At 66.5% G+C, this 13,889-nt stretch carries 9 protein-coding genes; 2 read left to right on the forward strand and 7 right to left on the reverse strand.

The features are described from left to right. Positions 1–4 precede the first annotated feature (4 nt). From DID96_RS12100 to glgC, 6 genes are all read right to left on the reverse strand, one after another. Positions 5–1,783 (reverse strand): glycoside hydrolase family 9 protein, encoded by a 1,779-nt coding sequence (locus DID96_RS12100; RefSeq protein WP_124599551.1) that lies wholly within the window; start codon positions 1,781–1,783, stop codon positions 5–7. Next, positions 1,780–4,011 carry a glycoside hydrolase family 2 protein gene (locus DID96_RS12105; protein ID WP_124599552.1) on the reverse strand — a complete coding sequence of 744 codons (2,232 nt, stop codon included), beginning with the start codon at positions 4,009–4,011 and terminating at the stop codon, positions 1,780–1,782. The genes DID96_RS12100 and DID96_RS12105 overlap by 4 nt, the downstream gene beginning before the upstream one ends. 3 nt (positions 4,012–4,014) lie before the next feature. Beyond that, positions 4,015–4,497 carry an ATP-binding protein gene (locus DID96_RS12110; protein WP_124599553.1) on the reverse strand — a complete coding sequence of 161 codons (483 nt, stop codon included), beginning with the start codon at positions 4,495–4,497 and terminating at the stop codon, positions 4,015–4,017. A 31-nt stretch (positions 4,498–4,528) separates the two neighbouring features. Then, a complete protein-coding gene (locus DID96_RS12115; protein ID WP_185732231.1) occupies positions 4,529–4,855 on the reverse strand; it encodes an STAS domain-containing protein in 327 nt (108 codons plus the stop codon). A gap of 49 nt (positions 4,856–4,904) precedes the next feature. Next, positions 4,905–6,080, reverse strand: coding sequence for a PP2C family protein-serine/threonine phosphatase (locus DID96_RS12120; protein ID WP_185732232.1), 1,176 nt, complete (start codon positions 6,078–6,080; stop codon positions 4,905–4,907). 236 nt (positions 6,081–6,316) lie between these two features. Further along, positions 6,317–7,597: a glucose-1-phosphate adenylyltransferase gene (gene glgC / locus DID96_RS12125; protein ID WP_124599595.1), complete on the reverse strand. Its 1,281-nt coding sequence runs from the start codon at positions 7,595–7,597 to the stop codon at positions 6,317–6,319. A 599-nt stretch (positions 7,598–8,196) separates the two neighbouring features. Between glgC and DID96_RS12130 the strand changes: the two genes are divergently transcribed. Continuing rightward, positions 8,197–9,069 (forward strand): hypothetical protein, encoded by an 873-nt coding sequence (locus DID96_RS12130; RefSeq protein WP_124599556.1) that lies wholly within the window; start codon positions 8,197–8,199, stop codon positions 9,067–9,069. Between the two features lie 31 nt (positions 9,070–9,100). On the opposite strand, the gene glgX is transcribed toward DID96_RS12130, so the two are convergent. After that, positions 9,101–11,245 carry a glycogen debranching protein GlgX gene (gene glgX, locus DID96_RS12135; RefSeq protein ID WP_124599557.1) on the reverse strand — a complete coding sequence of 715 codons (2,145 nt, stop codon included), beginning with the start codon at positions 11,243–11,245 and terminating at the stop codon, positions 9,101–9,103. Between the two features lie 173 nt (positions 11,246–11,418). Between glgX and DID96_RS12140 the strand changes: the two genes are divergently transcribed. Further along, positions 11,419–13,863 carry a glycogen/starch/alpha-glucan phosphorylase gene (locus DID96_RS12140; RefSeq protein ID WP_124599558.1) on the forward strand — a complete coding sequence of 815 codons (2,445 nt, stop codon included), beginning with the start codon at positions 11,419–11,421 and terminating at the stop codon, positions 13,861–13,863. Positions 13,864–13,889 lie beyond the last annotated feature (26 nt).

Raw genomic sequence — 13,889 nt, forward strand, 5'->3', positions numbered from 1 at the left:
GTCGCTATTCCGGGTTGGTGCCGACGCCGTTGCGCGCGAGCGCACCGATCAACGCCAGCAGTGACGCGTTGTAGTCGATCGCGAATTCGTTGACCGAATAGGCGCGGTCGTCGTCCACATAACTCAGGAGCCGCTTGCCGCGCGGCGCCACGTGATCCTGCGCGGCGTCGTTCGGGCCGCCGACGAACAGGCCCGGTATCGTCTCGCCCGCCGCGCGCCCGTACAGGTGCGCCGGGTGCCGCACCGAGCGCTCGCCGATGCCGGTCACGAACGACATGCCGAACGGATTGACGCCCAGCAGGAAATCGAGTTGCGCGAGCGCCGCGCGCAGGTAGCGTGGATCGCCGCCGTGGCGTGCCGCTTCGGCGAGCAGCACGCCCTGCTCGGCATCCATCTTGTTGGAGCCCCAGACGAAACGCCGGTTGGCGAGGCCGAAGCCGCTGCCGCGCGCATCGCGATAGGCTTCGTCCGCCGCGCGCTGGAGCGCGTGCGCGATGCGCGAGTGCAGCGTCGCGGGAATCGCGCGCGAGCCGCGCGCGTCGAGCAGATGCAAGAGCCCGAGCGCCGCCGGATTTTTCCATTCGAAGATCGTGACGCGGCCGGTCCACTCGGGATGCCGCTCGACGAAATTCAGATATTGCCGGTCCCCAGTCGCGAGCCACAGCTCGGCCGCGGCCCAGATCCGGTCGTCGACGTCGGTCAGCAGGCTCGGCTCGGGGTCGACGGTGGACCATACATACGGGCCGGACCCGCTGTCGTCGCCGGGATGCGCGTCGACGAACAGCGGCGCACGCACGGTCCGCAACCACGCCCATGCGCGCGTCGCCGCCTCCCGATACCGCGCGGCCGCGTCGGCGTCGATGTGGGTCCACGCGCGCGATGCGAGCGCGAACGCGGCGGCGGCCTTCGCGGTGTCGGCACTCGACACGCCGTACACGTAGCGCGTCTGCGCGTCCTGATCCGGCGATATCGCGCCGGGCCAGTTCGCGCCGGACAGCTTGCGGTACAGCGCGCCGTCCGCGCGCTGCATCGCCAGCATCCAGTCGAGCCCGACCCGCACTTCGTCGAGGATGTCGGGCACGCCGTTGCCGCTTTCGGGGATCTGCGTCTGCCCATCCGGGAAGCGTGCCGGCGCGTCGAGGTATAGCGATACCAGACGCCCCGCCGTGACGGCCGTCGTCGCCACGTACTTGCCGAAATCGCCGGCGTCGTGCCAGCCGCCCGTCGCAGCGATCCGGACGCCCGCATGCATGTCGCCCGCATCCGGGCCGGCCGCATCGGGATGCGCGAGCACACCGTCGGCGAGATGATCGGCCGGATGCTTCAGCCCGGTCTCGGGATCATCGAGCGCGACGCCGCAGCGTTGCAGGTAGTACGCGCGCAGCAACGATCGTTGCACGCGGCTCAACACGTCGGCGGCAACCACGAACGTGGCGTCCGGCACGCCTTGCGCCGACAGCCGGTAGCGTCCGGCGCCCAGCGGCGGCAATGCGAGCATCGTCACGACCAGGCCGCTGTCCGGATCGAGACGGCCCGGCAAATGCGGCCAGGTGCGCAGCACGCGCCCTTCGGCGTCGCTCAGGCGCACGCTCGTGCCCGGCGCGAGCCCGATGACGGCCGCCGACTGCGCGAGGCCCGGCAGATAGCCGGCCTGAACGACCGCGAAGCCGTCGGCCAATGGCGCCTCGAGCAGCGTTTCGCTGCGCGCGCCGGACGTGCAAGCGAACAGCACGGCCGCACAGAGCGCCGGGAGCGCAAGCCGGGAACGGCGAGCCGCATTCATGGCAGCGCTCGCACGTCGAAGTCGAACTGGTTGGTGCCGAGCACGCGCCCGTCCGCGTCGCGGATCGTCGCTTCGAGCGCGTAAGCGCCGGCCGCGAGCTGCGGCACCCGCACTTGCGTCACCGGACGGCCGCTGTCGGCCGCCATGTCGAACACCGTGCGCCCGGCGGCAACGGTTGCGCCACCCGTAGCCACTTTCCATTCGATGACGCTGTTCGCGTACGCGCTCCACGTATCGTTAATCGCCCAAAGCGTACCGTCGAACGCTTCGCCGGGCCCATATGTCGCGCGCGTCCATTCGATCGACGGCAGCACCGGCTGATACGCGCGCGCGAGTGCCGCATACCCGCGTTTGGGACGGCGCAGGTAATCGACGACGCCCCAGTCGATCGACGGCCATCCTTCGACGAACATGAACTGGAAGATTGCCGCGACCGGCTGGTAGCGCTGGCGGCGCAAGGTCTCCGAGATCCGCTGCACCAGCCGCGCCTGATAGCGCTGCGAGTTCGCAACGAACGTATCGAGGTCGCGGCCGCGATCGATGCCCGCAAGCTCGAAGGTTTCATGGCGCTGGAAGTCGTGATACGCCCATTGCGCCCATCCGGCGTCGCTCGCGGCCGTGCTGGCCGGCCAGCGGTTGCGCGCGCTGATGATATGGCGAAGCGTGGCCACGTCGGGCAGCGCCTGCGCACCGAACTCGGTGATGTTCGACTGGCTCATCGCGGGAATCGGGTCGGTCCATTTGCCCCAGTACCAGCCAAGCCAGAAATGCTGGCCGGTCAGCGAAGCGTCGTCCGCGTGACGGGTCGTGTCCTCGCGCAACGCGGCCCCCACCGATGCCGATAGCAGGCGGTTCTGCGCGGGGTTCCAGTCGGGATAGCGGTACTTCATCCACTCGGCGTCCCACGGCGGCTCGTTCTGGCCGGACCATGCGACGATCGACGGGTGATGCCCGAGCAACGCGACCATGTTGCGCGCCTGCCCGGCCGCCTTCGCCGCGAAACCGGCCGAATCGTCGTAACCCCACTGCAGCGGAAAATCCTGCCAGACGAGCAGGCCCTTCTCGTCGGCCACGTCGTAGAGCGGCTGGCCCGCGACATGCGCATGCACGCGGACCGCGTTGATGTGCGCGGCGAGCATCAGGTCGAGATCGCGCGCGTAGGACGCGGCATTCATCTGCGATAGCCACGGGCTGCCGATATAGTTCGTGCCGCGCAGGAACACACGCCGTCCGTTGATCGTCCAGCATGACTGCGCGCTGTCGAAGCGGATCGAACGCACACCCGTGCGGCGTTGCGCGACGTCCATCGTGCCGCGCGCGTCGGCCAGCGTGACGACCACCCGGTACAGCGACGGAAAGCCGTCACCGGCAGGCCACCACAGCGCAACGTCGTCCAGCTCGCGCCGGATCGTCAGGCGATTCGCGCCCGTCGCGAGCGCGACGCTCTGCTCGAACGTATAGTGTCGTCCGCTGAAATTCGCCGGGCTCACCTGCACACGCAAGGTCGCATCGGTGTCGCGCAACGCGCGCGCATCGATTTCGAGCGCAAGCGTCGCGTGCGACGCATCGCGTTCGTCCGGCATCGTGTCGATCTTCACCGCATCGATCGCCGCGCCCCGGCTCACGCGCAGATAGGCGGGCGCCCAGATGCCGCCCGAATTCGCGTCCTGTCCATGCGCGGACCACGCACCGCCCGGCCGCGTGTCGTGATCGTCCAATACACCCTTGATGAGCCGCTTGCGTAGCGACCACTCGGCGCCCGGCCGCTCGTTCGGGCTTCGCACGAGCACAGCGACACGGTTTTTCCCGTCGCGCAGCGCGTCGGTGACATCGAACGCGAACGGCGCAAAATAGCCTTCGTGGCTGCCGAGATAGCGATCGTTGAGCCATACGTCCGCTTCGTAATCAACGCCGTCGAACACCATCGTCGCCATCCGGTCGGCACCGCCGCGCGGCAGCGCGAATGTCGTGCGATACCACAGTGAGCCCTGATGATCGAGGCCCGCCGCGTACCAGTTCGCCGGCACGCGCAGCCGCCGCCAGCGGCGATCGTCGAGGCTCGCGCGCCACGCGTCGGCTGGCGCGTCGCCGGCGTCGCGCACCCGCCACATCCCCGCGAGCGAGACGGCGCTTGCGTCGTCGCGCGCTACCTGCAGCGGAATCGCGAGCGCCGCACACTGCCACGCGAGCAGAAAGACGACGGCGGCTCGTTTCGCGACGCGCGTCATCGTCTACCCCCGATTCTTGACGAGCCGAAGACGATTGATGCCGAGCCGCCTGCGATGCTCGACGCAATCGACCGATGCGTGCATGATGCCGAGGCCCATGCCGCCTTCCGGCAACGTGTCGATGTCCTCCGGGTCGAACGGCGGCAGCGCCTTGCGCGCGTCGAACAGGCCCTGCGGCACGGGCCTGCCGCCGTCGAACAGGTCGAGCGTCAGCGCGCGCGTGCCTCGACGCAGCGTCAGCGCGATCACCGGCTCATCGGACGCCTGCGCCGCATGTGCCGTCGCGGCCGCTGCATGCCGGATGATGTTCGACGATGCTTCGATCGCCGCCAACTCGAACGTGTCGAGCCACGCGCCCGATTCGCCGCAGCGCTCGCAGGCCCCGCGCAGCCAGTCGCCGATGCCCGCGAGCGCGTCGAGCCGTGCCGGAAAGCGTGCGCGCGAATACGGCACGGGCGTGTCCGGACGTTCGCGCCGGTGTCTCATCGGGCATTCCCGCGACGGGGCGGCCAGCCGCTCAGGCTTGCAGGTGCGCACATGCCGCGTCGGTGTCGGGAACGACCGCGAACACGCGATCCATCCGCGTCAACTGCAGCATGCTCTTCACGCCGTCCGCGACGCCGCACAGCACGATGTCGCCCTTGCCGCCCAATGCCTTGAAGCCCGACACCATCGCGCCGAGCCCGCTGCTGTCGACGAACTTCACGCATTGCAGATCGAGAACGAGTTTCGCGACGCCTTGCCTCGCGAGCGACACCAGCTCGTCGCGGATCTGCGGCGCCACCGACGCATCGAAACGTTGCGGCAGCACCTTGATTACCTTGATGTCGCCTGAATTGCTCATTTCGGTCAGCATGGTTTCCCCCAGTGTTCCGGTCACGGAAGTGAATCGATCAACGCGACAGACGTTCCAGCGCCAGCACCGACACGTCGTCATCGAACGTGCCCTGGTCCGCGCCGCGCCATGACTGCAACTCCGACTTCAATGCATCCAGTACCTGTCTCAACGGCATCCGGGCGCGCGCCGACAGGAACTCGCGCAGCCGCTCGTCGCCGAACAGCTCGCCGTCGGGCGCCGCACATTCGGTGACGCCATCCGAATAGAGAAAGAGGCGCTCGGCGGGACGCAACGCGAACGACACGTCGTCGTACTCGCAGCCGGGGAGCAGGCCGACCGGGAATCCACCGCTTCCAAGCCGCGACGCGCTCCCTTCCGCCGTCACGAGCAGCGGGTGCGAGTGGCCGGCCTGGGTCAGGCGGCCCTCGCCCGTGCGCGTGTCGAGAATCCCGTACACCATCGTGAAATACGACGCATCGACCGCTTCTTCGAGGAACTGCCGGTTCATCTCCTCGACGACCGACGCGGGAGACTGCAGGCCGGCCGCGCCGCGCGCCTCGGCGCCGCGCGCGAGCAGGCGGTTCACGATCACCGACAGCATCGCGGCCTGCACGCCGTGCCCGGCCACGTCGATCGCGCAGAACATCACGTGGGTGTCGTCCACGGCCTTGACGTTCAGCATGTCGCCGGACAGGTACGCGGATGGCGCGAACAGCCATTCGCATTCGACGCCGTCGATCCGCAGCCGGGGCGCGGGCAGCATCGACGTCTGCACGGCCGCGGCGGCCTGCAGATCGCCGCGCATCTGGCGGTAAGCAGTGTCGAGGTGGCGGTTGCGCTCGGCGAGTGCGGCTTCGAGCGCGATCACGCGCAGCCCCGCACGCAAGCGCACGCGCAGTTCATGGATGTCGACCGGCTTGGTCAGGAAATCGTCGGCGCCGGCATCCATCCCGTCGATCAGCGCTTCCGAGCCGTCGCGCGCGGTCAGCAGAATCATGTAGATGTACCTGCCGAGCGCTTCCTCGCGAATCGCCCGGCACAGGCCGGGACCATCCAGTTCGGGCATTTCCCAGTCGCATACGACCATCGCGATTTCCTCGCGCGCACGCAGCAGTTGCAGCGCCTGCCAGCCATCCTCGGCTTCGACGATCTCGAAGCCGAGTTTCCCGAGCGTGCTGCGCAACAACAGCCTGTAACTGGCGGAATCGTCGACGACGAGTATCGGTTGCATGGCCATGGTCGATATGAAGACAAAGCCCTCAGTTCGATCGCCGATGCGAAAAAATGCGCTCGCGCTTTCAGCGTTCGGTGTTTCGCTATTTAACCGAACCAGCGCGGGTATATCAAGTCCGGAAAGTTAAAGCTGCCAATAGTAATTTTGCCGATTGCGGTCATGCGTTTCCGTGAAAGATAACGGCGAATGTCAACCGGATGTCAATCGACAATGCGAGCAAAATCCCGCTTCAATCACGCCTGAAGCCGCTCGAGCATCGCACGCGTCACGAGCACCACGCCATTCACGGTTCGTTCGAAACGTTGCGCGTCGAGCGCCGGATCCTCGCCGATCACAAGCTTGTCGGGCAGCACGCAGCCCCGGTCGACGACGACCCTCCTCAGCCGGCAACCGCGCCCGACCTTCGTGTCGGGCAGCAGCACCGCTTCGTCGACACGGCACGACGCGCTGACCCGCACGCCCGGAAACAGCAAGGAACGCCTGAGCGTCGACGCCGACACGACCGAGCCGTCCGACACGATCGTGTCGACGATGTCGCCACGCTTGCCCAGGATGATTTGCGGCGGCGGCCGATGCAGGCTGCGTGTCCAGATCGGCCAGCGCACGCTATCGATATCGAAGCCGGCCTCGCCCGAGGCCAGTTCGAGATTGGCGGCCCAGAACGCCTCCACCGTGCCGACGTCCCGCCAGTAGCTCTCGGCGGCCGGCGCCGCTTCGATGCAGGACATCGAGAACGGATGCGCACGCGCCCGCCCGTCAGCGACGACGCGCGGTATCACGTCGTGGCCGAAATCGTGGCTCGATGCGGGATTCGCGGCGTCCTCGGCCAACAGCCGGCAAAGATAGCGCGCATCGAACACGTAGATGCCCATGCTGACGAGCGACGACTCGGCGTCATCCGGCATTGGCGCCGGATTCGCGGGCTTCTCCGCGAACTCGATCACGTTACGCCGCGCGTCGATCGCCATCACGCCGTAGCCGTTCGCGTCGCGTCGCGGCACCCGGACGCAGCCGATCGTGCAGGATGCGCGCCCGTCGACGTGATCACGCAGCATCACCGAATAGTCCATCCTGTACACGTGGTCGCCGGCGAGCACCAGCACGTAATCGGCTTGCGTCGCGTGGATCGCGCGCATGTTGCGATAGATGGCGTCGGCTGTCCCGCGATACGGCGGCTCGTCGCGCAGCCGCGCGGGCGACGGCATCACGTCCACTGCCTCGTTGCGATCGGCGCACAGGAAGCCGACGCTGCCCTGCACGTGCCGACGCAGCGAATGCGTGTTGTACTGGCTGACGACGCCGATCCGGCGAATGCCGGAATTGACGCAGTTGGACAGCGTGAAATCGATGATGCGAAACCGACCGCCGAAGAACATCGCCGGTTTCGCGCGTCGCTCGGTCAGTTGCTTGAGCCGGGTGCCGCGCCCACCCGCAAGCACCATCGCGAACGTGCGACCGGTTGGCGCGGTAATGCGCGCGCGTTCGGCCTGCCACCAGTCGGGCAGCCCCGTCATGCGGTCGAATTCGGCAAGCATTGCTCGCTCCGCTGAAAATCCGGATTCCAGCCCCCGTTCGGGTGAGCATCCGTGTGATTCGTCACGCGCGCCGCATCCCGGGATTGATGGTATGCGCACGGCGACCGGTTACTTGATTAGTCTTTTTCCGCCAAATCCAGCATTAGCTTTTTTCCGCCAAACCAGACATCAGTCTTTTTCCGCCAAGCCAGAAATTAGTCTTTTTCCGCCAAATACAATCCGTGAAACGCGGTGACATTCAGAGGCTTGCATGCAATAAATTTTTATGTTGGCGTTCAATGCACCAATTCGGCGCCATTTCCAAATTCCGGAATGGCCGCGCTTGGTCAATTTAAGATGAAGTGACTGCTTTTATCAAGGCTGCGACGTCGAAATCGGCCGCCGAATTGCGTGTGCAATGGCGCGCGGATAGACTACACGCGACGCGCGTGAGCGACAGGACGGCGTCGCGTCGGCAACTGAAATGCACACGGTGACACGCCTTGTCGATAAAACTCACATTAGCCGCGCGTCTTTCATTCCGGCTGCGCGATCGCCATCTCTTCGCCTGCATCGCCGTCCCGCTGGTGTGCGCGGGGTTGTGGATCGATCGCGCGGCCGCGCAGACGGAGACGCGCAACGAAGTGCTCGACGGTCTCGCGAGTTCGTTCTCGACGCCATGGCATCAGCTCGTCGCGCCGAATGCGGCCGACGGCACGAGCAGTTGGCTATCCGGCCTGTCGATCAACGCAGGGCTCACGCAAGCGCTGCAACCGAACCGGAAGAGCACGGTCGGCGCCGGCGCGCAAGGCGACCGGGCAAACGAATCGACGCTGCAACTCGGCATTCGCTACAACCCGATGTCATACTGGTTCGCGACGTTCACCGCCTATCGCTACCTGCGGCCAAGCTTGCAGCAAAGCTGGGATCCGGACTTCACCTACTCGTTCGGATACGACGACTGGCACCCTTACACGCTCAGCCTCGTCTACGGCAACTACACCGGCAACCGCTTTTCGGCCGGCAACGGCGTCGCGCATAGCCGGATCGAACAAGGCGGCATCACGTTCGCCTACAAGTTCCCGCTGCCCGACCTGCTGAAGCCGATCTTCCTGACCGGCTTCGGCGACGACCTGATGTGCTCGGCGTCGTTCACGCTCGTGCCGCGCTACACCGACGTGCAAAACGACGTGCGTGAAAACAAGACGAACGTCGGGCTCGGTTGCCGGTATACGTTTCGGGAAAAATGGTACGCAACCTTCACGGCTTACCATTACCTTCGCCCGTCGCAGCAACAGCCGTGGGATCCCGATTTCGTATACGGCTTCGGCTATTACGACTGGCGCTCCGACACCCTCTCGATCCAGTACAGCAACTATTCCGGCAATCGTTTCCCTTGGCGTTCACGCGCGGCCGGCACGGGCACGTTCCGCGCGGGCAGCGTGTCGATCGTGTGGTCGCATGGCTGGTGAATGGCGCGTGCGGCCGGCATGGCGCGACGGTTCAACGCCCGGACACCGGAATGGCCGCGCTGAGCAGCACCACCATGCTGCGTGCGCTCACATCGACGGCGTCGCCGTCGTGCAGACCTCGCTCCGGCGCGTCCGGATGCGCGGAGTCGAGCATGATGTGCCAGCGGAGCGCGGGCGCCGGCAGAACGAAACGCCTGTCGTCGGCGCCGCCGTTGATCAGCAGCAGCGCGACGTCCACGGTCGGCCCGGCATGCGCGCCGTGCCGGCGATCGTGCCACGCGGGCGCCGCGCGCCGCACCGCGAGCACGCTTTGCCGCGGGTCTTCCCACGCCGCGCTCGACATCGGCCGGCCGTCGGCGTCGAACCAGTCGACGTCCCGCACGCCCGGCAGCCATTCGTTGTGCCCGTGCGGGAAATACGGTTGCTGAAACACCCGGTAGCCGCGCCTGAGCCGCGCGAGGCGCGCGCAGAAATCCAGCATCGCCGCGCCGCGCGGCGTGTCGCACGCGGCCCAGTCGAGCCACGCGAGCGCGTTGTCCTGGCAATACGCGTTGTTGTTGCCCGACTGGCTGTTGCCCCATTCGTCGCCGGCCAACAGCATCGGCGTACCGTTCGACAGATACAGCGTCGCGAGCATCGCGCGCCGGACCCGTTCGCGCAGCGCCTCCACGGCAGGATCGCCGCTCGCCCCTTCGACGCCCCAGTTGGCGCTGCAATTGTTGCCTGCACCGTCGCGGTTGCCCTCGCCGTTCGCGTCGTTGTGCTTCTCCGCGTAGCTCGTCAGGTCGTGCAGCGTGAAGCCGTCGTGCGCGGCGACGAACTGGATCGACGCCCACGGGCGCCGTCCGTCGCGGTCGAAGAAGTCGGCCGAGCCGCAGATGCGGCGTGCGAATTCGGGCCGTTCGCCCGCGTCGCCGCGCCAGAAGCGCCGCACGCTGTCGCGGAAGCGGTCGTTCCACTCGGCGAACAGTGGCGGATGATTGCCGAGCTGATAGCCGTTGGGGCCGAGATCCCACGGCTCCGTGATCAGCTTGAGCCGGTTGAGCACCGGGTCCTGCTGCAACGCGTCGAAGAAGCCGGCGCCCCGCTCGAAGCGCCGTGCCTCGCGGCCGAGCGTCGTGCCCAGATCGAAGCGAAAGCCGTCGACATGAAAGGATTCGGCCCAGTAGCGCAGCGAATCCAGCACGAGTTGCATCACGCGCGGATGCGCGATGTTCAGTGTATTGCCGCATCCCGAGTCGTCGATGTAGCGGCGCTCGTCGCCGTCGGTCATCACGTAGTAGCTCGCGTTGTCCAGCCCGCGAAACGACAATGACGCGCCGAGGCCGTCGCCTTCGCCCGTGTGGTTGTACACGACGTCGAGCACGACTTCGATGCCCGCCCGATGCAGGCGCCGGACCGTGCGCCGGATCTCGTCCGGCCCGCCAGTGCCGAGATAGCGCGGCTCGGGCGCGAAGTACGCGAGCGGACTGTAGCCCCAGTAATTGACGAGCCCGCGCTCGACGAGCGCGCGGTCCTGCACGAACGCCTGGACCGGCAGCAGCTCGATCGTCGTGACGCCGAGCTTCAGCAGATGGTCGATCGACTGCGGCGCGGCAAGCGCGGCGAACGAGCCGCGTACCGCCGGATGCAGGTCGGACCTGAGCTGGCTGAAGCCGCGCACGTGGGTTTCGTAGATCATCGTGCGGTGCCACGGCACGTCGGGGCGCTTGTCGTCGCCCCAGTTGAACGCGTCGTCGGTCACGACCGCCTTCGGCATCGCGGGCGCGCTGTCGCGCCGGTCCAGCGCGTGTTCGCCGCGCGCCGCGCCGGGCCGGGGCGCATACAGCGTATCCGTCCAGTGCAGGCCGCCGTGCAGGCGCTTCGCGTACGGATCCAGCAACAGCTTGTGCGGATTGAAGTAGTGCCCGTTGCGCGGCTCAAAAGGCCCGTGCGCGCGGAATCCGTACAGGAGGCCCGGATGCGCGTCGGGCAAGTAGCCGTGCCACACGTGATGCGTGCACTCGGGCAAGCGCATCCGCGCGATTTCCTTGCGCCCGGCCGGATCGAACAGGCACAGATCGATGTGTTGCGCGTGCGCCGAAAACACCGCGAAGTTCGTGCCGAGCCCATCCCAGGTCGCGCCGAGCGGATACGGTTTGCCGGCGGCCAGCTCGTGAAACGAGGCATTCGTCATGTCGCGTCGTCCTGTGGCGAAGCGGTGTGCCGCGGTGGGAGCGATCGAATCCGGTTCCCGGTAAAAGCGGCTTGAATTCCTGTTTGACTAAGCCGCAATCAATTGCCTAATCTTGTACGGGCATTATGTCCGAATTCATTGGAAATTCCAGTTCGATTCCGGGAGACGTGACCATGCGCGACAGCACGCGGCCCGCCGGCCGCTCCGACGCGGACGCACTGCGCGATGCGATCGTCGCCGAGCTTCGCTACCGTTTCGGCAAGACGCCCGCGCAGGCGTCGCCGTCCGACCTGTTCCATGCACTCGCGCGCGCCGTGCAAAAGCGGCTGATCGATCGCTGGCTCGACACCGAGGCCCGCTACGCCGCGAACCGGAACAAGCGCGTGTATTACCTGTCGATGGAATTCCTGATGGGCCAGTCGCTGATGAGCAACCTGATCGCGCTCGGCCTGGAAGACACCGCGCGCGCGGCGCTCGAAGCGCTCGACGTCGAGCTGCACGTCGTCGTTCAGGCCGAGTACGACGCGGCGCTCGGCAACGGCGGGCTCGGCAGGCTGGCCGCGTGCTTCGTCGAGTCGCTGGCGTCGCTCGGCCATGCCGGCTTCGGCCGCGGCATCAAGTACGAATACGGGCTGTTCCGCCAGCAGATCGACAATCTCGAACAGACCGAGCGCCCGGACCAGTGGCACGGCGAATCGTCGCCGTGGCTGGTCGAGCGCGCCGACGAAACCCGTTATATCCCGCTGTATGGCCGGATCGAGCACGAGCGCGACGCCGACGGCCAATACAACCCGATGTGGCTCGACTGGAAGATGATCGCCGGCGTGCCGCACGACATGCTCGTGCCCGGTTACGACGGCGACACCGTCAACGCGCTGCGCCTGTACGCGGCGCGCGCGTCGGACACCTTCGACATGCGCATCTTCAACAGCGGCGACTACGTGCGCGCGGTCGAGGACAAGATCGCGTCCGAAACGGTGTCGAAGGTCCTCTACCCGGCCGACGACAATTACGCGGGCAAGGAGTTGCGGCTCGTGCAGGAGTATTTTCTGGTCGCCTGCTCGCTGCGCGACATCATGGACACGTTCGCGAAAACGCGGCTGCCGATCGAGCGCCTGCCGGAACGCGTCGCAATCCAGATGAACGACACGCATCCGGCGCTGGCCGTCGCCGAGCTGATGCGGATGCTCGTCGACGAGCATCGCGTCGGCTGGGAGACGAGCTGGGACATCACGCGCGCCGTGTGCGCGTATACGAATCACACGTTACTGCCGGAGGCGCTCGAAACCTGGCCGGTCGCGCTGGTCGAGCGGGTCTTGCCGCGCCATATGCAGATCATCTACGAGATCAACCGGCGCTTTCTCGACGAAGTCGATGCCCGATGGCCGGACGATGTCGGCCGGCTCCGGCACATGTCGCTGATCGACGAGCACGAGCCGCGCCGCGTGCGCATGGCACATCTCGCCATCGTCGGCAGCCATTCGGTCAACGGTGTCGCGGAACTGCACTCGAAGCTGGTCTGCTCGCAGCTTGTGCCGGATTTCCACGCGCTGTATCCGCAGCGCTTCAACAACAAGACGAACGGTGTGAGCGTGCGCCGCTGGATCGTGCAGTCGAATCCGGAACTCGCGTCGCTGTTCTCGGAACTGCTCGGCAGTGACGGCTGGATCATGGAGCTCGACCGTCTGCGCGGCCTCGAACGCCATCTGGACGACGGCGCAGTGCATGCGCGACTGAGGCAGATCAAGCGCCGCAACAAGCAATGGCTCGCCGCGCTGATTCAAGAACAACTGCGGATGAGCGTGGACGCCGACGCGCTGTTCGACGTGCAGGTCAAGCGCATTCATGAATACAAGCGGCAATTGCTGAACATCCTGCACGTGATGCATTTGTATCTGCATCTGGTCGAGGATGGCGGCGACATCACGCCGCGGGTCGTCGTGTTCGCGGGCAAGGCGGCGCCCGGTTACGCGATGGCGAAGCTGATCATCCACCTGATCGCCACGGTCGCCGATCACATCGATCGCGATCCGCGCGTGCGGGAGCGTCTGCGCGTCGCCTTCGTGCCCGACTACAAGGTGTCGCTCGCGGAGCGCATCATTCCGGCCGCCGACCTGTCCGAGCAGATTTCGACGGCGGGGATGGAGGCATCCGGGACGGGCAACATGAAGCTCGCAATGAACGGCGCGCTGACGATCGGCACGCTGGACGGCGCGAACATCGAGATCCGCGACGCAGTCGGCGAGGAGAACTTCTATGCGTTCGGGCTTACGGCCGCCGAAGTCGAAGCGGCGCGTACGAGCGGCTCCTATATCGCGCGCGCGCGCTACGAAGCCGACCCGTCGATCAAACGCGTGCTCGATGCGATGCTGGCCGGCCGTTTCGGCAATGGCGACGACCGGTTCCGGCCGATCTTCGACAGCCTCGTCGCGGGCGGCGACTACTACTTTCATCTGGCCGACTTCGATGCTTACGCAAAAACGCACGCGCGGGTTGCGGCCGATTTCGGCGAGACTTCCAAGTGGATGCGGCGCGTCGTCGCGAATATTGCACGGCTCGGGCGGTTTTCCAGCGACCACACGATCCGCGAATACGCGCGCGACATCTGGGGGCTCTAGCCAGCGCAACGTGCAACGATGCGGCG

It is taken from the genome of Burkholderia sp. Bp8963 (assembly GCF_003854275.1).
Taxonomy (GTDB): domain Bacteria; phylum Pseudomonadota; class Gammaproteobacteria; order Burkholderiales; family Burkholderiaceae; genus Burkholderia.

Excerpts from the sequence above, each read along its gene's own strand:
- DID96_RS12100 (WP_124599551.1), bottom strand. The coding sequence starts at position 1,783 with ATGAATGCGGCTCGCCGTTCCCGGCTTGCGCTCCCGGCGCTCTGTGCG.
- DID96_RS12105 (WP_124599552.1), bottom strand. The coding sequence starts at position 4,011 with ATGACGCGCGTCGCGAAACGAGCCGCCGTCGTCTTTCTGCTCGCGTGG.
- DID96_RS12110 (WP_124599553.1), bottom strand. The coding sequence starts at position 4,497 with ATGAGACACCGGCGCGAACGTCCGGACACGCCCGTGCCGTATTCGCGC.
- DID96_RS12115 (WP_185732231.1), bottom strand. The coding sequence starts at position 4,855 with ATGAGCAATTCAGGCGACATCAAGGTAATCAAGGTGCTGCCGCAACGT.
- DID96_RS12120 (WP_185732232.1), bottom strand. The coding sequence starts at position 6,080 with ATGCAACCGATACTCGTCGTCGACGATTCCGCCAGTTACAGGCTGTTG.
- glgC (WP_124599595.1), bottom strand. The coding sequence starts at position 7,597 with ATGACGGGGCTGCCCGACTGGTGGCAGGCCGAACGCGCGCGCATTACC.
- glgX (WP_124599557.1), bottom strand. The coding sequence starts at position 11,245 with ATGACGAATGCCTCGTTTCACGAGCTGGCCGCCGGCAAACCGTATCCG.
- DID96_RS12140 (WP_124599558.1), top strand. The coding sequence starts at position 11,419 with ATGCGCGACAGCACGCGGCCCGCCGGCCGCTCCGACGCGGACGCACTG.